Below are 21,437 nucleotides of genomic sequence, written 5' to 3' on the forward strand. Positions count from 1 at the left end.
GGCCGCCCGATAATCCGCCTCGCTGAAATCCCCTTCCGCGAGGCCCCATGACCGATACGCCCCGTCTTTCCCTGCCGCTGCTCGCTGCCGGGCAGGCGCAGAAGCACGTCACCCATAACGATGCCCTGATGCGGCTCGACGGGCTGGTCCATCTCACCGTCGACAGCCGAACTCAGGCTGCACCGCCCGCTTCGCCGACCGCGCTTTCTGCTTATATCGTGCCGGCCGGCGGCACCGGGGCCTTCGCGGGACGCACCAATCAGGTCGCGTTGTTCGAGGATGGTGGCTGGACCTTCCTCGTGCCGCGCGCCGGTTGGCAGGCCTGGGTGATCGACGAGGCCGAGCACAATCTCTGGACCGGCACGGAATGGCGCCGCGACAGCCCGCTCAGCAGCCTCGGCGCCGAGCGCTGGGGCGTGAACGCGCCGGCTGACACGACCAATCGCCTTGCCGTGTCTTCGGATGCCAGCCTGTTCAGCCATGCCGGCAGTGATCACCGGATGAAGATCAACAAGAATGCGGCCGGTAACACCGCGAGCCTGCTGTTCCAGAGCAACTGGTCGGGTCGGGCCGAGTTCGGCCTCGCCGGCGACGACGATTTCCGGATCAAGGTCAGCGCCGATGGCTCGGCCTGGCATGACGCGCTGGCGATCGACCGGGCCTCGGGGAGCGTCGCCTTGCCGGGCTCTCTCTGGGCCGCGGGAACGAACCTGCTGGTCAATGGCGACATGGCGATCAATCAGCGCGGCTTCGCAGGCGGCGCCCTGGCGGCTGGCGCCTACGGCTTCGATCGCTGGAAGGCGGCGACGGGTGGAGCGACTCTCTCGCTCAGCGGCTTCACCCTCACCCTGGCATCCGGCGCGATCATCCAGCCGGTCGAGCCGGCGCTCTGGGGGCTTTCGTCCTTCGTCAGTCTGCCGTTGACGCTCTCGGTCGATGACCTCAGCGGCGGCAGCCTCGCAGTCACGATCGGCAGCCAGTCCGGCACGATCACGGCGGGGACGGGGCGTCGTTCGCTGACACTGACGCCGGCTGTCGGCGATACTGGCGTGCTGCAGGTGCGGCTCTCGCCGAGCGCGGGCGCCGTCAGTTTCGCGCGGATCAAGCTCGAACGCGGGCGACTTGCCACCGGCTGGGCGGCGCGCCCGCTCTCGATCGAGCAGATGCTGTGCCGGCGGTATTTCCTGAAGCAGGACGGGCAGGTGCTGATCGATGCCTATCAGGCCGCGGCGGCGGCGAGCCGGCAGAGTTTCACCCTGCCGGTGCCGATGCGGGCGACGCCGAGCGTCACGGCCACGGTCTCGCTGGAGATCAACGTGCAGGGCACCGACCGGGGCGTCGTCGCGCAATCGTCTGAGCGCGCCTATGCCTATGTCACCGCGCAAGCGCTGGGGCGGGTGAGGGCGGCGTTCGACGCGATCGCCTTCGACGCGGAGCTGTGAGGCTTACTCGCTGACGAGCTTGCGGGCGCGCAGCAGGGCGAGCAGCCCTTCGTCGCGGCGTTCTTCGAGCTGCTGGATCGTGCGTCCGGCAGCCTCTTCCGCGACGCCCGCGATGATCTTCTGCTGGACGTCCGCATCGAGCGAAGGCGTTCCGAGCGATTGCCAGCGCCGCACCTGGCTCGGCCCGAGATGGGCGAGATAGCCGGCGATGCCGCCTTCGCCGCCGCCGAGATGATAGGTCATGTGCGGCCCCATCAGGGCCCATCGCAGGCCGGGGCCGTTGCAAAGCGAGGCGTCGATCTCGGCGACGCTGGCGACGCCCTGCTCGACCAGATGGACGGCCTCGCGATAGAGCGCCGAGGCCAGCCGGTTGGCGACATGGCCGGGCATTTCGCGCTGGAGGATGACCGGGCGCCGGTCGAGACTGCGATAGAAGGCGGCGGCGCGCGCGACGACCGCCTCGTCCTCGCCGACGATCTCGACCAATGGGACGAGATGTGGCGGATTGAAGGGATGGGCGACGATGACCCGGCGCTTGTCCTGGCAATCCGCGACGATCGCGCTGCGCAGCAGGGCCGAAGTGCTGCTGGCGATGATGACCTCGGGCGGCAATGCTGTATCGAGCCGGGCTAGCAGCTCGCGCTTGGCCGTTTCGTTCTCCGGCCCATTCTCCTGAACGAAATCAACGCCTTGCAGAGCTTCGTCGAGGTCAGCAGTGAATAGATACTGACCGGTATTGGCCAGTCCGAGCTCGGTAAGCTGGGCGCGGGCACGGTCGACCGCATGGCGGAACCGCTCCTCTGCACCAGGCGCGGGATCATAGGCCGCGACGTTCAAACCATGGCCCATGGCCAGTGCCGCCCAGGAGCTGCCGATCAGCCCGGCGCCGATGATTGCGACGCGCTCGATGTCGCGGATATCCTGCATCAGTGGATCTCGGGTTCCGGCACCTTCGCCGTCCCCTCCAGATAATCGAAATCGCAGCCCTTGTCGGCCTGGCGGATATGGGCGGCCGACATCTTGCCCCAGCCGCGCGGATAGTCGCGGTTCGGCGGCGTCCAGACGGCGAGGCGGGCGGCGATTTCGGCCTCGGTGAGATCGACCGAGATGCTGCGCGCCTCGACATCGACGCTGACGATGTCGCCGGTCTGCACTGCCGCGAGCGGACCCTTGATATAGGCCTCCGGCGCGACATGGAGGATGCAGGCGCCGTAGCTCGTGCCGGACATGCGGGCATCCGAGATGCGCAGCATGTCGCGCACGCCCTGCTTCAGCAGCTTCTTCGGGATCGGCAGCATGCCCCATTCCGGCATGCCGGGGCCGCCGACCGGGCCGCAATTCTTGAGAACCATGATGTGGTCGGCGGTGATGTCGAGGTTCTCGTCGTTCACGGCCTGCATCATCGCGTCGTAATGCTCGAAGACCAGAGCCGGGCCGGAATGTTTGAGCAGGCGCGGCTCGGCGGCGGAGGGCTTGATGACACAGCCGTCGGGCGCGAGGTTGCCCTTGAGCACGGCGAGCCCATTGGCGGTCGACACGGGCTTGTCGAGCGGGCGGATGACGTTGTCGTCATAGACCTGGGCGAGCGCGATGGTCTCCGCGATCGGCTTGCCGGTCACCGTCATCGCGTCGGTGTGGAGCTTGCTTTCGAGCTGCTTCAGCAGGGCGGGCAGGCCGCCGGCATAGAAGAAATCCTCCATCAGGAAATCGCCTGAAGGGCGCAGGTTCGCGACGACGGGGACGTTGCGCGAGAAGGCATCGAAATCATCCGGCGTCAGCGGCACGCCGGCGCGGCCGGCCATCGCGACGAGGTGGATGATCGCATTGGTCGAGCCGGCGACCGCCATATGGACGGTCAGCGCGTTCTCGAAGCTCTTGCGGGTCAGGATCTGGTCGGGCGTCAGGTCTTCCCAGACCATCTCGACGATGCGCTTGCCGGCGGCAGCGGCCATGCGGGGGTGGGCAGCATCGGCGGCGGGGATGGCGGAGGCGCCGGGGAGGGTGAGGCCGAGCACCTCGGCATGGCTCATCATCGTCGCGGCCGTGCCCATCACCATGCAGGTGCCGTAGGAGCGGGCGATGCCGCTCTCCATGTCCTTCCACTCCCCGTCGGTGATGTTGCCGGCCTCTTTCTCGGCCCAGTATTTCCAGACATCGGCGCCGGAGCCCAGCACCTTGCCGGCCCAGTTGCCGCGCAGCATCGGCCCGGCCGGCACGAAGATGAAGGGCAGGCCGGCGCTGCAGGCGCCCATGATCAGGGCCGGCGTGGACTTGTCGCAGCCGCCGAGCAGGACGGCGCCATCAAGCGGGTGGGAGCGGATCGATTCCTCGGTCTCCATCGCCAGGAAGTTGCGATAGAGCATGGTCGTAGGCTTCTGATATTGTTCGGAAACCGACATGACGGGGATTTCGATCGGGAAGCCGCCGGCGGCCCAGACCGCGCGCTTCACGGCGTCCGCCCGGTCGCGCAGATGGGTGTGGCAGGGGTTGATCTCGGACCAGGTGTTGATGATGCCGATGACCGGCTTGCCCATGAACTCCTCATGGCCGAAGCCCATCTGCAAAGCGCGCGAGCGATGCCCGAAGGAGCGCAGGTCGCTCGCGCCGAACCAGCGCCAGCTGCGCAGGGTCTCGGGCGTCTTGCGGGGGCGGGCGGACATGGGCGTTTCCTCGAATTCTTGTCGTTCTAACCGGTGCTGATGTCATGGTCGGGCTTGACCCGACCATCTCGGAAACCAGTCTCATCTTGTCATGAGATTCTCGGGTCTGCGCTACGCTTCGCCCGAGAATGACGGTTCGTTACTCAGCGGCAGCCTTCACCGCACCCCAGCTCGACACGATGGCGCGCAGCTCCGCTCGCTCGGCCTCGTTCAGCTCGGGCAGGCCGGGGAGGCGGACCGGGCCGACATCGGTGCCGAGCAGGCCCAGCGCCTCCTTCACCACCGTGACATTGGCGCCGTTGCCGTATCTGGTGCGCAGCTTCTCGAACCCGGCGATGGCGTCGACCTCACGGCGGGCCGTTTCATAGTCGCCGGCTTCCAGCGCGCGCCAGACGGCGAGCGAACGCTCCGGAGCGACATTGATCAGGCCCGAGGTGAAGCCCCGCGCACCGAGCGCATAGAAGGGCGCGGCCCAGCCCTCGGCGAGGCCGCAGATCCAGTTGGCGGAGGAGCCTTCCGTCTCGCGCACGCAGTCGGCGAGCAGCATCATGTTGTGCGAGGCGAATTTCACACCAGCGACATTGGGGTGCGTCGCGACGCGGATCAGGTCCTTCACGCCGATCGCATCCGAGCGGATGTAGGCGACGAGCGGGATGGTCAGCGCCTCGGCGATGGCGAGGATGTAGTCGGCCTGGGATTGCGGTGCGGCGAAGGGGTCGAGCGGGTGGTGGACCATCGCGGCATCGCAGCCGGCCTTGGCCGCGAGCTTGCCGGTCGCGATCGCCTCGCGCAGGGAACGGCCGATGCCGGCGGTGACCAGTGCCTTGCCTGCGGCGGCTTCCGCTGCGGTCGCGTGCGAGCGCTCCACCTCGGCGGTCGTCATCGGGTAGAACTCACCGGTATTGCCGGCCGAGACAATGTTGTGGATGCCGGCCTCGGCGATGCGCCGGACGATCCTGCCGGTCAGCGCCCAGTCGGCCTCGCCATCCGCCTTCCAGGCGGTGACATGGACGCCGGAAATGCCGCGCAGCGCGCGGCGGACCTTGTCATTCGTCATAATCCAGTCCCTCCGCATCCGCGCCGAAAACCAACCTGACATGGGCCTTCGCCGAGCGGACGATGTGACGGCGCATCCTGAGCTCGGCGCGCGCGGGATCGCGCGCCAGGAGCGCCTCGTAGATGTCGCGATGTTCCTCGAAGCCTCTCCGGCGCTCATCTGGCTCGGAATGCAGGGCGATGCGCTGGGCATGGTCGTACATGCGCTGGCCGTCGAGGCGGCGCTCCAGATAGGTGCAGCCGGAGATGCGGTGGATCGCACGGTGATAGGCCTCGTTCAGCGCGACGAGGTCTTCGAGATCGCCATGCTCGGTCGCCTGCTCCATCTCGGCGATCAGCTTGCCGAGCTCGGCTGCGCCGGCCTCGGTGAGGTGATTGGCGGCGATATGGGCCATGACGCTTTCGAGCGCGGCGCGACCCAGCGCCATCTCCAATGCCTGACGGGGCGAGAACTCGACGAAGACGCCGCGGCGCGCCTCCGTGCGGACCAGTCCCTCGCTCTCCAGCTTGCGGATCGCGTCCTTCACCGGCGTCGTGCTGACTCCGAGCATCTCGGCGAGATGGCGCTCATTCAGGCGCTCGCCGTTGCGGAAGCGGCCGGCGACGATGGCGCGGCGCAGGCGCTCATGGACATGCTCGCGCAGAGAGCGCAGCAGATCGGGCGCAACGGGTTCGACGGCAGGCTGCAACATGGTTCTTCCGGGGCGCGCTACTGAGGCCGCTCCACCGCGGCTGCCAGCTCATGCGCCATGGCCATCAAACAGCATAAAGCGCTGCGCCCAGCAATCTGAAATTTCAGATTTCAAATCTGCGATCCTGTGTTATCGCTTGAGCAAGCGCCCGTCATGAGGTGCAGGCGGAATTATCCGCGACGGGGAGACGAACCGATGAGCATCACGCGCAGAACCATCATCGCCGCCGCCTGCCTGGCTGCGGCAGGGCCCGCCTTCGCGCAGGGCGACTATCCCGGCAGCAAAGTCGTCACCATCGTCGTACCCTTCGCGGCCGGCGGCACGACCGACCTGCTCGGACGCATCCTCGCCGACAGGCTGGGCCAGCGTCTCGGCGGCAAGTTCATCGTCGAGAACCGGCCCGGTGCCGGCGGCAATACCGGTGTCGCCGCGGTCGCGCGCGCACCCGCCGACGGCTACACGCTAACGATGGGCACGGTGTCGAGCCATGCGATCAACCCCGCCGTCTATACGAAGCTGCCCTTCGACCACATCAAGGATTTCGCGCCAATCTCGCAGGTGGCGAGCGTGCCGAACATCCTGATGGTCAATATCGACCTGCCGGCGAAGAGCGTGCCGGAGCTGATCGACCTGCTGAAGAAGAACCCCGGCAAATACTCGTTCGGCTCGTCGGGCGCTGGCACCTCGACCCATATGGCAGCCGAATTGTTCAAGGTCTCGACCGGCACCGACATGGTGCATGTGCCCTATCGGTCGAGCGGGCAGGTAACGCAGGACCTGCTCTCCGGCCAGATCCAGATCACCTTCGACAACATCACCATTGCCTGGCCGCACGTGCAGGACGGCAAGATCAGGGCACTCGCCACCGCGACGCCGAAGCGGCTCGCGGTCGCTCCGGACCTGCCGGCGCTGTCGGAATTCATCCCGGGCTATGACGCCAGCTCCTGGCACGGCTTCTTCGCGCCGTCCGGCGTGCCGAAGGAGATCGCCGCCAAGCTTTCGAGCGAGACGCAGGCGATCATGCGCGAGCCGGCGGTGATCGAGCAGCTCAAGAAACTTGGCGTCGATCCGGTCGGATCGAGCCAGGAGCAGTTCGCCGCCCATATCGCCTCCGAGACCAAGCGCTGGGCCGAAGTCGCGCAGAAGGCGAATGTGAAGATCGAGTGAGGGCCGGGGCGCGCGCGCCCCGGCGTAAGTCACGCCGATCAGCGCTGCCCGGCGAAAGCCTTGGCCAGCGCGTCGGCATGCTTGGTCATCAGGCCGAGATCGGAGCCGACAGCGACGAAGCGATAGCCCCATTCGATATAGCGGCGCGCATCGGGCTCGGACGGCGTCAGGATGCCGGCGGGCTTGCCGATCGCGGTCAGGCGCTTCACCGCGTCCTGGATCGCAGCCTGAACCTCGGGATGGCCGGGATTGCCGATATGGCCGAGCGAGGCCGAGAGATCGGCCGGGCCGATGAAGACGCCGTCGACGCCGTCGACCGAGGCGATCTCCTCGATGCGGGCGAGCGCCTCGCCGGTCTCGACCTGCACCAGCACGCAGATCTCGCCATCGGCGCGCTTGAGGTAGTCCGGCACGCGCCCGTAATGGCTGCCGCGGCCGCTGACCGTGATGCCGCGGATGCCGGCGGGCGGATAGCGGCAGGCGGCGACAGCCTTGCGCGCTTCCTCGGCGTTCTGGACGAAGGGCACGAGCACGGCCTGCACGCCGATATCGAGCAGGCGCTTGAGCAGGACGGCGTCGTTCCAGGCCGGGCGAACGATCGGGGTCGCGGTGCCGCCCTTCAGGGCCTGCAATTGAGCGAGAACGTCCGGCGGCTCATTGGGGGAGTGCTCGGTATCGACCAAAATCCAGTCGAAGCCGCTCTGGCTGATGATCTCGGAGACGATCGGGCTGCACAGGCTGCTCCACAATCCGATCTGAAGCTCGCCACGCTTCAGCGCGGCCTTGAAGGCGTTGGCAGGCAGGTCCACGGCGTTTCCCCTCAGGCGATTGAATTGGCGGCGCTGCCCGGCGGGCCAAAGCCTGCGGGAGTGCGTTGTCCTGGTTAGATCATACCGAGCGGGCAAGGAGACCCGGCGGCAGGAGATGGCGGGGTTGCAGCCTGATGGCGGATCAGGCGGCGGCCCTCGTTATCGCTTCAGCGAGCCAGCGCAAGGCAGGGTCGGCAAGCGCGCGCCGAGCGTGGACGAGATCGATGGCGAAGGCCGTGCTCTCGAAGGGAAGCGGCAGCATCGTAACTCCGGCACTCCCCGCGAAGCGCCGCGCCACGCGCTCTGCCATGGTCGCGACGAGGTCGGTGCCAGCGACAGCGAAGGGCACGGCGACGACATGGGGCAGCGTGACCGCGACGCGACGTTTCAGGCCTTGGCGTGCCAGCCTGTCGTCGATCGCGCTCGGCAAACCGTCGCCACCGGCTGCCGAGAACAGGGCATGGGGCAGGGCGGCGTATTCGCCGATGCCGAGAGCGGCCGCGTCGGCGGCGTGTTTCTGATCGCGGATGCAGACGAAGCGCTCCTCGAACAGGGGGCGGCGGAGGCTGGCCGGTGAATCCGGGAGATGGCCGCCGATCAGGGCGTCGAGTTCGCCGCGTTCGAGTTTTGCCAGTGCCGCCGCGGCGTCCGTGATGGGGCGTACGGCAAGATCGACGCCCGGCGCCTCCCGGCGCAACAGCGCGACGAGGGTCGGCACAATCACGAGGTCACCGTAATCGGTCACGGCAATCGCGAAGCGTCGTCGGGAGGTGGCGGGATCGAAGCCCTGCCCGGGCGCGAGCGCGCCGCGGATCTGCTCCAGCGCTGCGCCGATCGGCTGCGCGAGGGCCAGCGCTTTGTCGGTCGGCTGCATGCCGCCGGGGCCACGCAGGAAGAGTTCGTCGCCGAACAGGTCTCGCAGCCGCCGGAGCGCGCTGCTCATCGAAGGCTGGGCCAAGCCGATGCGGCTTGCCGCGCGCGTGACGTGGCGCTCCTCCATCAGGGCTTCGAAGGCCACCAGCAGGTTGAGGTCGATTGCTACTAAATTCATATGAGCAATGATGAGGATATTAAAAATTAATTTCAACAATGAAATTGCCCGACTTAGCTTGAGCGGCACTCGATCGACAGGCCGGACGCCGCATGACGAATCCTATTTTGCGCCTTGCGCCGCGCGGGCCGACCCTGCTGATTGTCGGTGTGCTTGCCGGCCTTGCCTTTCCGGCACTGGCAGAGGCCGCACGTCCGGCGATGGCGGCATCGATCTTCGTGATCGTGCTCGGCACGCTGCTCCGTGTGAATGCGACCGATTTCATGCGGACGCTGAGGCAGCCGCGTTTTTCGGCGCTCTTGCCAATCGTGGTGATGTTGGTCTGCCCCGTGCTGGTCGGGATGGCCGCTCGCGTGATCGGGATCGGGCCAGAGCTGGCCCTTGCCATTGTGCTCGCGGTCTGTGCGCCCCCATCGGGCGGAACTGCTGCCGTGGCACGGATGCTGGGGCTCGATGCGACGATCCCGCTTGCGGTCGCCCTGCTGTCGATGGCGCTGGCGCCGCTGAGCGTGCCGCTGCTGGCGTCATGGTTCGCCGGGATTGCGTTTGACCCGGTCGAGTTGGCTCTGCGCCTGTTCGTTTTGACCGCTGGGGCGGCAGGCGTCGCGCTGGTCCTGAGGCAACGCGCGGCGGGAACCTTGAAACGCCATGCTGATGCCATAGACGGATTGGTGCTAGCCGCTCTGTTGATCTTCGCGATTTCCACGATGGCCGGGGTCCGCGCCCAGATCGAGGCCGAGCCCATGGCTGCTTTGGCCTGTGTGGCGTTGGCTTTCGCCTGCAATCTGGCCCTGCAGGGATTTGGCGTGGTGCTGTTGCCCGGCACCTTGGCCGAGCGGCTCGGCATCGGCCTGATCCTGGGCAATCGCAATGTCGGGCTGGTCTGGTCGGCGCTCGGGGCCTCGACCTCGCCGACCATGGCGCTTTTCTTCGCCGCGACGCAGTTTCCGATCTACATGACCCCACGCCTGATCGCATTCCTGATACGCTGGGCCACGCCGGAGAAAGCTACCTCATGACCACCCCAACGCTGACCGAAGAGATCGCCCAGCGCTTCGCCCGGATCGCGCTCGGCCATGTCCGCCGCGAGTATCCGAACAAGCCGGACCATACGCTGGCCGGACCGCAGGACGCGCAGACGCCGAGCCAGCTGCATCCGGTGTTCTATGGCAGCTATGACTGGCATTCCTGCGTGCACAGCTACTGGATGCTGGCGCGGCTACTGCGGCGCTATCCGAAGATGGAGGCCGCGGCCGATATCGTCGCGCTGTTCGACGCGCAGCTCGTCCCGGAGAAGATCGCGGTGGAATGCGCCTATCTCGCCCAGCCGACGGCGCGCGGCTTCAAGCGGCCCTATGGCTGGGGCTGGCTGCTGAAGCTCGCGTCCGAGCTGAAGGGGCTCGACGACGGGCGCTGGAGCCGGGCGCTGGAACCGCTGGCCGACGCCTTCGCCCAGCGCTTTCGCGATTTCCTGCCGATCGCGACCTATCCGGTGCGGGTCGGCACGCATTTCAACACGGCTTTCGGCCTGCGGATGGCGGCGGATTATGCCGATGCGACCGGGGATGGCGCTTTCCTGGCCCTGCTGCGCGAAACGGCGCTACGCTGGTATGGCGCCGATGAGGATTGCCCGGCCTGGGGCGAGCCGAGCGGCGACGATTTCCAGTCCTCGGCGCTGATCGAGGCGGAGTGCATGCGCCGCCTGCTGCCGGCCGAGCGCTTCCTGCCCTGGTTCGAGCGCTTCCTGCCGCGCATCGCGCAGCAGCAGCCGGCGATCCTGTTCAAGCCGGCGACGGTGACGGACCGGACCGACGGCAAGATCGCGCATCTCGACGGGCTCAATCTCAGCCGCGCCTGGTGCTGGAGTGCGCTGGCGGCGGCGCTGCCGGAGTGGGATGCGCGGCGCCCGGTCATCGCGGATGCCGCAAGGCTGCATCTCGAGACCGGGCTGCCGCATATTGCGGGCGACTATATGGGCGAGCACTGGCTTGCGAGTTTCGCCGTGCTCGCCATCGAGGAGCGGTAAGGGCTCGTTGATTTCCGACGTGAACAGGGCGTCATCCCGGACAAGCTGCGCAGCAGCGCCGATCCGGGATCCATCGTAGCGCTCCGCAGCCCTTCGATGGATCCCGGGGCAAGCCCGGGATGACGCTGTGTTTCCGAGAAAAATCAGCGCGGTTTAAGCCGGTCAGGCCGCGCCCTTCAACTCGACGCCGCCGCGCCAGCCGAGCGCGGGGGCGACCAGCCCCGCGAAATCGGCGATGATCTGGCGATAGTCGTCGATGCTGAAATTATAGGGCAGTTCCAGCCGCAGCGTGTCGACGAGCGGCAGGATCGGGTCCGCCGCGAGGCGTTCGATCAGTTCGGCGGCGGTTCCGACGAGATCCGGCGCGAACTGGGTCCGTCGCTCACCCTGGGGACCAAGCGTGCGAGCGTGCCGGCTCGCGGCATAGTCGCGATAGCGCTGGCGTGTCGCCGTATCGGCCCCGTCGAGCGGGACGATCACGCGGCCGACGGCGGTGCGTGGTTGGCCTTCGCCCTTCCAATGGGCGCGGAAGGTCTCGATATGGCTCCGCTGAACTTCGAAGAAGCCGTCGGTTTCCTCAGCCGTATTGATATTGCCGACCAGCAAGTGGAAGCCGTTCTCAGCAGCCCAGCGGGCCGAGCGCAGCGAGCCGCCGCCGTACCAGAGGCGCTCACGCAAGCCCGGTGCATGCGGGCGCAGGCGCGGGCGATGTTCGCCGGCGGCTGAGGTGATAAGGGTGTCGGCATCGCCGAGCCATTTGCCTTCGATGTTCTTCGCCAGACGGGCGACGCGGGCATGCGAGAAATCGATCGCAGCCGGATCGCCATCGAAGAGGCGCTCGTCTAGAAGCTTGCCGAAGGGCGGCGGGCCGGCACTGAGGCCGATGTTCAACCGGCCGGCCGAGAGCACGTCGACCAGCGAAAGGTCCTCCGCCAGCCGGAACGGGTTCTCGTAGCCCATCTGGATGACGGCCGTGCCGAGCCCGATCCGGTGCGTGCGCTGGGTCGCGGCGGCGAGGAAGGCCGCCGCCGAGGACACGCCGGGTTCGAGATGGCGCTGACGGACCCAGGCGCTGTCGAAGCCGATGGCCTCGCCATGCTCGAAGAGCGAGAGTGTGTCTTCGAGCCCGCGGCGGGGATCGGCATCGTCGTAATTGCCGGGCGTCAGGAAGGCGATGTGCCGGATCGAGAGCTTCGTCATGTCAGTCGGTCTTGATCTCAGTACTTGGGCAGGCCGGGCGGGTTGGTCTCGGAGCGCTCGACCGCTTCCTCCTCGATGCCCCAGCGGGCCAACGCCTGTCGGTACTTGCCCGACTTGATCAGGTTGTTGGTGGCGAGCGTCAGGGCATCGACGAGGCCGCTGCCCTTGCGCGTGGTGATCGCGACGTCGGATTTCAGCGGCCAGCCGGCGCTGAGCGTGCCGATGCGCTTGATGTCCTTGTCACGGGCCGCGATGAAGACAAGCTGAGCGTGGGGCTGGACGACGACATCGACGCGGCCGCCCCGCAAGGCGACGAGGCGGGCGGCTTCGTCATCGAAGAGCTGCAGTTCGAGCGGCTTCAGGCCGGCCGCGACGTTCTGCTTGCTCCACTCCAGCAGGATGCGCTCCTGATTGGTGCCGCCACCGACACTGAAGCTCAAGCCGGCTGCGTCCTTCGGTTCCTTGATGCTGGTCACCTTGCTGTCGGCCTTGACGAAGAAGCCGTGCAGGCCGAGGCGATAGGTCGAGAAGTCGAACTTCTCCTTGCGCTGCTCGGTGACGCCGACATTCGAGATGACGGCGTCGTACTTCCCGGAGGTCAGGCCGAGCGGCCAGTCGGCCCAAGCCAGCGGTACGAGATTGAGCTTCAAGCCCAGGCTGTCGGCGATCAGCAGGGCGAAGTCGGGATCGGCGCCGATCACGGTCTTGGCGTCGGTGGCATAGGTCGTGAGCGGCGGCCCGCCGGGGCTGATGCCGACGGTGAAGAGGCCCGGCTCGACGAACTTGAAGCCCTTGGGCACGGCGGCGATGGCGGCCGGGTCCTTGTCTGCGCGGATGCGGCCGGGCTGCTCCGGGCCGAGGTCGAAGGGCAATTGTTGGGCGAGGGCGGGCAGGCTCGCGGCGCTGAGCGTGCCGACGAGCAGCGACAGCAGTGTCCGTCGCGGGATCATGATGGTCTCCAGTTCTCGAAAGTGTCCGCGGTCGGGCGAGGCGATCACGCCTTCGGCAGGCCAGGCGGGTTGGTGCGGGATTCCTCGATCGCCTCGGCGGAGAGGTTCCAGCGGGCCAGAACCTTGGCGTAATTGCCGTTCCTGATCTGGGTGTTGAGTGCCTGGGTGATCGCTTCGGCGAGGCCGGCGCCCTTGCGGGTCGTGACCGCGATCTCGGCGAGGATCGGCCAGCCGCCGGAGAAATTGCCGGCGAGCCGGGTCTTGTTCTCACGTGCGGCCTTGTAGCTCAGCAGGGCATTCGGGCCGAGATAGGCGTCGGCGCGGCCGGATTCGAGCGCGAGGTAAAGCACGACATCGTCGTCGTAATACTGGATGTCGACGGGCTTCAGGCCGGCCTTGAGATTGGCCTCGTTCCAGCGCAGCAGGATCTGCTCCTGATTGGTGCCGGCGCCGACGATGATCTTGAGACCGGCGACATCGCGCGGCTCGCGGATGACGATCTCGTTGTCCTTCTTCACATAGAAGCCGAGCAGGTCCTTGCGGTAGGTCGAGAAGTCGAACTTCTCCTTGCGCTGCTCGGTGACGGTGACGTTCGAGATCACCGCATCGAACTTGCCGGAGGTGACGCCGAGCGGCCAGTCGGCCCAGGCGGTCGGGATGACCTCCAGCTTGCGGCCCAGCGCGTCGGCGACGAGCTGGGCGATATCGGGTTCGGCGCCGATGATCGTCTTGGTGTCGCTGGCATAGCCGCCGAAGGGGAAGCGCCCGGTATTGTTGGCGACGGTGAAGACGCCGTCCTTCGCGAATTTGGCCTCCTTGGCGATGAGCTTCACCGCGGCCTCGTCGATCTGCGCGCGGGGGCGCCCCGGCTGCTCGGGCGAGAGGTCGATGCCCTGCTGGGCGAAGGAGCGGGCGGGCAGGATGGCGGCCGAGGCGGCGCCGGCGATGAGGCTGAGCGAGTTACGACGCGTGATCATGGGCGGTTTCCTTGTCAGGGGGGGCGAGGAGGTCAGAGCACCTTGGCGAGGAATTCGCGGGTGCGGCTGTGGCTGGGGTTGCCGAGCACGTCGGCCGGGGCGCCGCTCTCGACGATGCGGCCGGCCTCCATGAAGACGACCTGGTCGGCGACTTCGCGGGCGAAGCCGATCTCATGGGTGACGATGACCAGAGTCGTGCCGGAGCGGGCGAGCTCCTTGATGACGTCGAGCACTTCGCCGACGAGCTCGGGATCGAGCGCCGAGGTCGGCTCGTCGAAGAGCAGGACCTTGGGCTTGAGGGCGAGCGCGCGGGCGATGGCGACACGCTGCTGCTGGCCGCCGGAAAGCTGGCGCGGATAGGCGTTCGCCTTCTCGGCGAGGCCGACGCGGGCGAGCAGTTCCTGCGCCTCCGCCAGAGCCTGCTCGCGGGAGAGGCCGCGCACGGTCACCGGCGCCTCGGCGATGTTCTCGATCGCGGTCAGGTGCGGGAAGAGGTTGAAGTTCTGGAAGACCATGCCGACATCGACGCGCCGGGCCAGGATGTCCTTCTCCTTCAATTCGTAGAGCGTCTCGCCGTCCTGCCGGTAGCCGATCAACTCGCCGTCGATGGCAATGAAGCCCTCGTCGACGCGCTCAAGATGGTTGATCGAGCGCAGCAGGGTCGATTTGCCCGAGCCGGACTGGCCGATGATCGCGGTGACGCTGCCGGGGCGCAGCGACAGGCTGACATCGTCGAGCACCTTGAGCGGGCCGAAGCTCTTCGAGACATGGCTGATGCGGATCTCGCCGCCGCTGCGCGGGGAGAGCGTGGCGAGCGAGGCCGTACGCGGCGCGGCAGAGGCCTGTGCCGGGGCAGTGAAGCCGGTGCCGGCCATCGCCGGGGCGACGCGGTTCCTGCCGAGCCAGCGCAGGGCCGTGTCGATCGCCGACGGGGGCGGATTGCGCAGGGCGCCGCGGGCATAGTGGCGCTCGATATGGCGCTGGAAGAAGGAGAGGACGCTGAGGATGACGAGGTACCAGACCGTCGCCACCATCAGCAGCGGGATCACCTCGAGATTGCGCCGGTAGATGACCTGGATGGTGTAGAACAGCTCCGGCAGGGCCAGGATGTAGACTTGGCTCGTCCCCTTCGCGAGGCTGATGATCTCGTTGAAGGCGGTCGGCAGGATCGAGCGCATCGCCTGCGGCAGCACGATCCGCGAGACCTGGCGGTGCTTCGGCAGGCCGAGCGCGGCTGCGGCCTCATGCTGGCCCTGGTCGACGGCGAGGATGCCGCCGCGCACGATCTCCGAGGAGAAGGCGGCGGCGTTGAGGGTGAGACCCAGCACGGCCGCGAAGAAGGGCGTGATGAGCTGCGTGGTCGACCAGCTGCCGAAGCCGATATCGGTGAAGGGGATGCCGAGCCAGATCGTGCTGTAGAGATAGCCGAGATTGTTCAGGATCAGCAGCAGCACGATCAGCGGGATCGAGCGGAAGAGCCAGACATAGCCCCAGGACAGCGAGGCGAGCAGCGGCGAGCCGGAAACCCGCGCCAGTGCCAGCAAGGTGCCGAACAGGAAGCCGAAGACCGTGCCGAGCAGCGTCAGAAACAGCGTGCGGCCGAGCCCGACCAGCACGGGTTCGGCGAAGAACCACTCGGCGAAGACGTCCCAGCCCCAGCGCGGGTTGGAGAGCACCGAATTCACGATCGCGAAGATCACGACAGCGGCGAAGACCGTGCCGATGGTGCGCCCGGGATAGCGGGCGGGGACGATGCGATAGCGGCTGAAATCGCGATGCGGGGCTGGATTCTGGGCGTGCGCGGGCAAGCCCGCGAAGTCGCTGGCGAGGGTCATGGCTGGCTCTTCTTGTTATGGGAGGGGGAAGCGGCCCGGTCAGGCGGCGCTGCGCGCGGCGCGAGCGTCGGGCGGCCGGGGCGCCGAAACCGGGATGGCGACCAGCTCCTTCTCGAAGGGCAGCTTCCGGTAGAACGCAGGATCGGCCGAGACGTCGAAGAGCGGGGTGTAGCCGGTCTCCAGATAGAGGCCCTTGGCCTCGGGCTGGCGGAAGCCGGTGGTCAGGTAGATCTTGCCGTAGCCCTGCCGGATTGCCTGCGCCTCGACCTCGGCGACGATGCGCCGGGCGAGGCCCTGGCGGCGGAAATCGCTATGGGTCCAGATCCGCTTCATCTCGGCCGTGCGCTCGTCGTAGCGCTTGAAGGCGCCGCCGGCGATCGGCCGGCCGTCGCGCAGCAGCAGCATGAAATTGCCGTCCGGCGGGGCGAAGAGTTCGGCCGGGTAGCGGCTCATCTCGGCGCCGGGCGGCTCGCCGAACTGGCTGCCATAGCGGGTGGCATATTCCCAGGTGAGCTGTTCGACCAAGGGCTGGGCGAGCGGGTGGAGCGGGGTCGTGTAGAAGAATTCATCGGCCATGGCGGAGCCTTTCCGTGTCGGGATGGCGAGGTGCTGGCTCAGCTCGCGCGGCGGGCCGGCGCGGCGTTCGCTGCGGCCGCGTAGCGGCTCTCGCGGCGGGGCAGGCCGAGATGGTCGCGCAAGGTCGTGCCGGGCAGGTTGCGGTCGTAGACGCCGCGCTCTTCCAGAACCGGGATCACCAGCTCGACGAAATCGTCGAGGCCCTGGCCGATCACCGGGAAGCCGAGCACGAAGCCGTCGGCGGCCTGCCCCTCGACGCGCTCGATCAGCCTGTCGGCGATCTCCTCGGCCGAGCCGATCAGATCCGTGCGGGGGGTCGCGGCTTCCAAAGCCGCCTCGCGCAAGGTCTGGCGCTTCAGGACGGCGTTGCGCTTGATGCGGTCGGTTGTCGAGCGGAAGCTGTTCTTGCCGATATCGCCGAGCTCCGGGAAGGGCGCGTCCAGCGGATAGGCGCTGAAATCGTGGTGGTCGAAGAAGCGGCCGATATAGGCCAGCGCATCGTCGATCGAGACGAGGTTGCGGATGGCCTGGTACTTCTCCTCGGCTTCCGCGGCGGTGCGGCCGACGATCGGCCCGGCGCCGGGGAAGAGCTTCACGTCGTCGGCGCTGCGGCCATGGGCGACGGCGCTGGTCTTGATCGCGCGGTAGAGGGCCTGCGCCTCCTCCAGCGGGACATGGTTGGCGAAGACCGCGTCGGCATGGCGCCCGGCCAGCCCGATGCCCGCCTCCGAGGCGCCGGCCTGGAACAGCACCGGCTGGCCCTGCGGCGAGCACTGGATGTTGAGCGGGCCCTCGACCTGGAAGAAGCGGCCCTTGTGGTTCAGCGCGTGCAGCTTGTCGCGGTCGAAGAAGCGGCTGGCCTCGCGGTCGCGGATGAAGGCGTCGTCGTCCCAGGAATCCCAGAGGCCCTTGGCGACGTCGAGATATTCCTGCGCGATCTCGTAGCGCAGAGAGTGCTCGGGATGCGCGCGGCTGTAGTTGCGGCCCGAGCCTTCCAGGGGGGACGTGACAGCATTCCAGCCCGCGCGGCCGCCGCTGATCAGGTCGAGCGAGGCGAATTGCCGGGCGATCGTGTAGGGGTCGCTATAGGAGGTCGAGACCGTGCCGACGAGGCCGAGCTTCTTGGTCACCGTCGCCAGCGCCGAGAGAATGGTCAGCGGCTCGAAGCGGTTGAGGAAATGCGGGATCGATTTCTCGTTGATGTAGAGCCCGTCCGCGACGAAGGCGAAGGCGATGCCGTTCTCCTCGGCCTTGCGGGCGTTGCGGATGAAGAAGTCGAGATTGACGCTGGCATCGGCCGGGTTGCTCGGGTGGCGCCACGCGTTCATGTGGCTGCCGGCGCCCTGGAGCATCAGGCCGAAGGTGAGGCGGGTGCGGGACATGGGATCAGTCCTTTCGAAAGAGAGGATCAGGCGGCCAGCGCCGGCCTCTCGCCGGCGAGCAGCGTGAGGGAAGCGAGGCGCCGGCTGGTCAGGGCCGTCGGCGTGTCGATGACGAACTCGCCGATGCCGAAGCGCGCATGCAGCCCGTCGAGCTCGCGCCGGACCTGCCCTGGCGTGCCGGCGAGGATATGCGGCTTGCGGATCTCGGTGCGGTAGGAGGTGGCGCCGGCCTGGCGGGCATATTCCGCCGCCTGCTCCTCGCTGCCGAGATTGAGGTTCTGGCCGTTGTCGAGGGTCAGGCGCACGACGCGGTGGTTCTCCGTCAGGCTCTGCGCCTCCTCGGCCGTCTCGGCGGCGAAGGCGGCCACCGCAAGCAGCAGGGGTGCCGTGCCGCCGGCCTTGGCATAGGCGTTCAGGCTCTCGTCGATCGCCTTGGGATCGCCGTTGTGGTGGCCGGCGAAGACGAAGTGCCAGCCGCGTTCGCCGGCCTGCCGGGCGCTGTCCGGGCTGGCGCCGAGCAGGAAGCGCTCCGGCGTCACGGGGGGGACAGGCAGCGCGCGGGCCTTGTCCCGCGGGCCATCCGTCGCCGTAGGCGGAGCCAGGAAGCCGTCGAGCTCGTCCAGCAGCGCCTCGAAGGACGGCGCGCGTGCGGGATCGTGCAGCACGCGCAGCGCCTTGGTCGAGAGCGGCAGGCCGCCCGGCGCCTTGCCGATGCCGAGATCGACGCGGCCGGGCGCGAGCGACGCCAGCAGGTTGAAGGCCTCTGCGACCTTGTAGGGGCTGTAATGCGGCAGCAGGACGCCGCCGGAGCCGATGCGGATGCGCTGCGTGCGCGCCAGAAGATAGGCGGCGAACACTTCCGGCGCCGGGCTGACGAGGCCGGGGAAGTCATGATGCTCGGCCAGCCAGAAGCGGTGATAGCCGAGGCGCTCGGCGGCCTGGGCGAGGCTCACCGTGCGCTGCAATGCTGTGCCGGCGGTTTCGCCCTCGATGAGCGGGCTCTTGTCGAGAATGCTGAGTGCGTAGGTCATGGATTTCGCTACCGTTCGGGAGGTCAGGCGGAGCGGAGGCCGAGCGCGGTCGACGCTTCCTCGGCCATCCAGCCGAGCCGCTCGTAATCGCCGCGCCAGTAGAGAAGGGCGGCGTCGTTGCTGCCGAGCCGGATTTCGCGCACGCGGCCGATGACGATCGCGTGCGAGTGGCGCTCGATCAGCTCTTCCAGCTCGCAATCGAGCGCGGCGAGCGCGCCTTCCAGAAGCGGCGCGCCCGTGCGGCCCTCGCTCCACTCCGCCTCGGCATAGCGGGCCGGGCCCTTCTCGCCGCCGCGCCCGGCGAAGCGGTCGGCGACCTGCTTCTGTGAGGCACTGAGGAAGTTCACGCCGAAGCTGCGATGGCGCGCCAGGACGGGGTAGGTCGAGGAGGAGAGGTTGAGGCCGAACATCACGGTCGGCGGCTCGGCCGAGAGCGAGGAGAGGGAGGTCACGGTCAGACCGGTGCGATCCTCGCCGCTCCCCGCCGTGATGACGGAGACGCCGCCGGCGAGATGGCGCAAGGCCGTACGGAAATCGCCGTTCCCAGCCGTCGGGGCCGGGAGAGCACGGGCGGCCTGGCCGGTCGCGGCGCGGGTCGGAAGCGAGGAGGCAAGGGACAGGATCGCCATGGAAACCTCTGGAGCAGGCCGTCTGGATGTGTGGGAGAGCGGGGCGCCGATCGATGGCGGTTCCGCAGGTTGCCGCTGGGAGGACGGGACAAGTGTCCTCCTTCGCCGGAAGGACCGGCGTCGCGGCAGCGTCGCGATGGAAAGAATTCAGGCGCTCAGGACGCCCGGCATCCCGTCAGGAACATCGATCCCTGCGCGCGGGAGCAGGATTGGATGAAGTCGTGCATGTCGTCACCGACGTGTCTCCGTGTCGCGGAGCCCACGATTTCGTCGTGGTGCTTTTAGCATTGTTGACGCGGTGCAAGCTGCTCCAGCAAATCCCGCGAAGGAGTGGTGCGAACACCGCTCGATACTGTCCATTCTTTCCGCCGAACACCGCGCGGTCAATGAAACAGCCTTTCAAAGATCAGCTCCGCAGGAGGCGGAAGCGCCACCGGGCCATGCGACGCGGAAAGATTTCCGCTCTCCCGGGTGGATGGGCTGGATGCGGCCGCCGCTTCGCGGCAGAAGAGGCCGAACGATCGCGCTCCGGAGCGAAGCATCATGGTCACCGGCGAAGCTTTGCCCGAACCTCCCTTCACCCAGGATGCCGATGGCTCCTTCGTGCTCGATGCCGTCAGGCTCTCCCGGCGGTTCGGCTGGTCGGCGGAGGAGTTGCGCGAGCTGATGCGCCGCGGGCTGGTGACGAGCCGGGTCGAGCGCGGGGAGGGCGAGGATGCCGGGCGCTGGCGCCTCTCCGTTCTGTGCGGCAATCGTCGTTGGCAAGCCGTCATCGCGACCGATGGGAGCATCGTGGAAGAACAGCTCGAATTCGTTCCGTCGCAGGGGCGCCGCGATTACTCTTGACCGCAGGACGCATGCCGGGCCTGCGGGGAAGCTCCGGGGCGGTAATGTACATTTCCGGCCGAGGTCCCGATAATGACGGTTCAGCGGGGTGAATCGCAGCGGCGCGGCCGGTCTTCGTTTTCCTCCTGCATTTTCATGACGAGGCAACGATGCGCATTCTCCATTTCGCTGCAGCCACGGCTTTCCTCGCGGCGCTGGGCGGCTGCGTTTCGAGCGAGCCTACCGCCTATTCCGAGCCGCCGACCGTCCAGACCATGACGATCCGGCCGCAGCAACGCAGCTATCTCGACGCCGGCCCGGCACCGGCCCGGCTGAGCGGGCCTGCCTACTCGCGCGACAGCTCGCCTGGCTTTGCCGGGCGGTCCGACAGCTTCGGCAACGGCCTCGCGCCCTCGTTCTGACGCGGCGCGCTTCGGCCGTTCTTTATTCGGGCAGCCGGAGCCCGGCCAGGAAGGTGGCGACCGTCAAGGTCTTGGCCGGCTGAGCCCGGCATTGCCGCTCGACCGCCTCGAGGATTTCGCCGTCGCCGTATTTCGACAGCCGCGACGGCGAGCTCTTGCGCAGGGCATCGATCACCCAGTTGCCGATCAGCGCATGCATCTCGTTATCCGCGGCCTCGCGCTTCATCCAGGCTTCGCAGGTGATGTAGTCCTGCAGGAATTCGCCCTGGCGCAGCACTTCGCTGGTCGCTCCCGTCGGACATGCCAGAGCCCAAAGCACCGCTGTCGCCCATAGACGCATCTTCTGCCCCCACCTGCATCGCTCGAACCTTCCCGCCTGCCAGCCCTTGCTCGACAGGCCGGTCTCGGCTCGCCCACGCGGTGTCGCCAGACGCGCGTGAAGGGAGAAGCCGCGGGGCCTCGGGGATGGTTTGGGATCAGGATCGCCAGGTTATCGAGCATAGCAAGCCTGGCTTGCACGGCAACAGCAGAAGCGTTCCCGGCCGTTGTTGCACGCAGCCTCCGCTATTGCTCGCTTCCGCAATAGAACCCGCTGCTGCGCTCCGAACAGTATTCGGATGTACCGTCGAGACGCTCGCCCTCCGATTGCCGGCAAACAAGCCCTGCCTCCCGATTGCTGATGAGCCTCTGGAAAGCGGGGACAGATA

At 67.5% G+C, this 21,437-nt stretch carries 21 protein-coding genes; 6 read left to right on the top strand and 15 right to left on the bottom strand.

Annotated features, from left to right (window positions below):
- Positions 1–47 precede the first annotated feature (47 nt).
- Positions 48–1,442: a DUF2793 domain-containing protein gene (locus AC3WMA_RS24765; RefSeq protein ID WP_492287922.1), complete on the top strand. Its 1,395-nt coding sequence runs from the start codon at positions 48–50 to the stop codon at positions 1,440–1,442.
- A 3-nt stretch (positions 1,443–1,445) separates the two neighbouring features.
- Here AC3WMA_RS24765 and AC3WMA_RS24770 read toward each other — a convergent pair whose 3' ends face one another.
- The 4 genes from AC3WMA_RS24770 to AC3WMA_RS24785 all read right to left on the bottom strand — a co-directional run bounded on the left by AC3WMA_RS24770 (position 1,446) and on the right by AC3WMA_RS24785 (position 5,850).
- Entirely contained in the window at positions 1,446–2,369 is a 924-nt protein-coding gene (locus AC3WMA_RS24770) for a 3-hydroxyacyl-CoA dehydrogenase NAD-binding domain-containing protein (protein ID WP_492287923.1), read from the bottom strand.
- Complete coding sequence (gene araD, locus AC3WMA_RS24775; RefSeq protein ID WP_492287924.1) at positions 2,369–4,102, bottom strand: L-arabinonate dehydratase; 1,734 nt, start codon at positions 4,100–4,102, stop codon at positions 2,369–2,371. The genes AC3WMA_RS24770 and araD overlap by 1 nt, the downstream gene beginning before the upstream one ends.
- A 139-nt stretch (positions 4,103–4,241) precedes the next feature.
- Positions 4,242–5,159 carry a dihydrodipicolinate synthase family protein gene (locus AC3WMA_RS24780; protein ID WP_492287925.1) on the bottom strand — a complete coding sequence of 306 codons (918 nt, stop codon included), beginning with the start codon at positions 5,157–5,159 and terminating at the stop codon, positions 4,242–4,244.
- Positions 5,149–5,850, bottom strand: a complete 702-nt coding sequence (locus tag AC3WMA_RS24785; protein ID WP_492287926.1) for a GntR family transcriptional regulator — start codon at positions 5,848–5,850, stop codon at positions 5,149–5,151. Before AC3WMA_RS24785 ends, AC3WMA_RS24780 begins: the two co-directional genes overlap by 11 nt.
- A 195-nt stretch (positions 5,851–6,045) precedes the next feature.
- Between AC3WMA_RS24785 and AC3WMA_RS24790 the strand changes: the two genes are divergently transcribed.
- On the top strand, positions 6,046–7,017 hold the full coding sequence (locus tag AC3WMA_RS24790; protein ID WP_492287927.1) for a Bug family tripartite tricarboxylate transporter substrate binding protein: 972 nt from the start codon (positions 6,046–6,048) through the stop codon (positions 7,015–7,017).
- A 38-nt stretch (positions 7,018–7,055) separates the two neighbouring features.
- Here AC3WMA_RS24790 and AC3WMA_RS24795 read toward each other — a convergent pair whose 3' ends face one another.
- Together AC3WMA_RS24795 and AC3WMA_RS24800 are read right to left on the bottom strand one after the other, a co-directional pair.
- Positions 7,056–7,826 carry an HpcH/HpaI aldolase family protein gene (locus AC3WMA_RS24795; RefSeq protein WP_047575359.1) on the bottom strand — a complete coding sequence of 257 codons (771 nt, stop codon included), beginning with the start codon at positions 7,824–7,826 and terminating at the stop codon, positions 7,056–7,058.
- A gap of 142 nt (positions 7,827–7,968) precedes the next feature.
- Positions 7,969–8,946: a LysR family transcriptional regulator gene (locus AC3WMA_RS24800; RefSeq protein WP_492287928.1), complete on the bottom strand. Its 978-nt coding sequence runs from the start codon at positions 8,944–8,946 to the stop codon at positions 7,969–7,971.
- 23 nt (positions 8,947–8,969) lie between these two features.
- Here AC3WMA_RS24800 and AC3WMA_RS24805 point away from each other — a divergent pair, with 23 nt between their 5' ends.
- Positions 8,970–9,896 (top strand): hypothetical protein, encoded by a 927-nt coding sequence (locus AC3WMA_RS24805; RefSeq protein ID WP_492287929.1) that lies wholly within the window; start codon positions 8,970–8,972, stop codon positions 9,894–9,896.
- Positions 9,893–10,903, top strand: coding sequence for a DUF2891 domain-containing protein (locus AC3WMA_RS24810; protein WP_492287930.1), 1,011 nt, complete (start codon positions 9,893–9,895; stop codon positions 10,901–10,903). The genes AC3WMA_RS24805 and AC3WMA_RS24810 overlap by 4 nt, the downstream gene beginning before the upstream one ends.
- A 162-nt stretch (positions 10,904–11,065) precedes the next feature.
- On the opposite strand, the gene AC3WMA_RS24815 is transcribed toward AC3WMA_RS24810, so the two are convergent.
- Genes AC3WMA_RS24815 through AC3WMA_RS24850 form a run of 8 tightly spaced genes read right to left on the bottom strand, consistent with a single transcriptional unit; the run spans position 11,066 to position 19,483 of the window.
- The gene (locus tag AC3WMA_RS24815) at positions 11,066–12,103 is read right to left on the bottom strand and encodes an LLM class flavin-dependent oxidoreductase (protein WP_492287931.1); all 1,038 of its coding nucleotides are present in this window, start codon (positions 12,101–12,103) and stop codon (positions 11,066–11,068) included.
- A 17-nt stretch (positions 12,104–12,120) separates the two neighbouring features.
- Positions 12,121–13,053: an ABC transporter substrate-binding protein gene (locus tag AC3WMA_RS24820; protein WP_492287932.1), complete on the bottom strand. Its 933-nt coding sequence runs from the start codon at positions 13,051–13,053 to the stop codon at positions 12,121–12,123.
- A 44-nt stretch (positions 13,054–13,097) separates the two neighbouring features.
- Positions 13,098–14,030, bottom strand: coding sequence for an ABC transporter substrate-binding protein (locus AC3WMA_RS24825; RefSeq protein WP_492287933.1), 933 nt, complete (start codon positions 14,028–14,030; stop codon positions 13,098–13,100).
- 32 nt (positions 14,031–14,062) lie between these two features.
- Positions 14,063–15,865, bottom strand: a complete 1,803-nt coding sequence (locus AC3WMA_RS24830) for an amino acid ABC transporter permease/ATP-binding protein (RefSeq protein ID WP_492287934.1) — start codon at positions 15,863–15,865, stop codon at positions 14,063–14,065.
- Between the two features lie 39 nt (positions 15,866–15,904).
- A complete protein-coding gene (locus AC3WMA_RS24835; RefSeq protein ID WP_492287935.1) occupies positions 15,905–16,441 on the bottom strand; it encodes a GNAT family N-acetyltransferase in 537 nt (178 codons plus the stop codon).
- A 38-nt stretch (positions 16,442–16,479) separates the two neighbouring features.
- Positions 16,480–17,823, bottom strand: coding sequence for an LLM class flavin-dependent oxidoreductase (locus tag AC3WMA_RS24840; protein ID WP_492287936.1), 1,344 nt, complete (start codon positions 17,821–17,823; stop codon positions 16,480–16,482).
- Between the two features lie 26 nt (positions 17,824–17,849).
- A complete protein-coding gene (locus AC3WMA_RS24845; protein ID WP_492287937.1) occupies positions 17,850–18,854 on the bottom strand; it encodes an MsnO8 family LLM class oxidoreductase in 1,005 nt (334 codons plus the stop codon).
- A 23-nt stretch (positions 18,855–18,877) separates the two neighbouring features.
- A complete protein-coding gene (locus AC3WMA_RS24850) occupies positions 18,878–19,483 on the bottom strand; it encodes a flavin reductase family protein (RefSeq protein WP_492287938.1) in 606 nt (201 codons plus the stop codon).
- Positions 19,484–20,026: 543 nt separating this feature from the next.
- Here AC3WMA_RS24850 and AC3WMA_RS24855 point away from each other — a divergent pair.
- Entirely contained in the window at positions 20,027–20,329 is a 303-nt protein-coding gene (locus AC3WMA_RS24855; RefSeq protein ID WP_492287939.1) for a DUF6522 family protein, read from the top strand.
- A gap of 149 nt (positions 20,330–20,478) precedes the next feature.
- The gene (locus AC3WMA_RS24860; protein WP_492287940.1) at positions 20,479–20,730 is read left to right on the top strand and encodes a hypothetical protein; all 252 of its coding nucleotides are present in this window, start codon (positions 20,479–20,481) and stop codon (positions 20,728–20,730) included.
- A 22-nt stretch (positions 20,731–20,752) separates the two neighbouring features.
- On the opposite strand, the gene AC3WMA_RS24865 is transcribed toward AC3WMA_RS24860, so the two are convergent.
- Positions 20,753–21,049, bottom strand: a complete 297-nt coding sequence (locus AC3WMA_RS24865; protein WP_492287941.1) for a hypothetical protein — start codon at positions 21,047–21,049, stop codon at positions 20,753–20,755.
- Between the last annotated feature and the right edge of the window lie 388 nt (positions 21,050–21,437).

Source organism: Allobosea sp. FW305-C-101 (assembly GCF_058783685.1).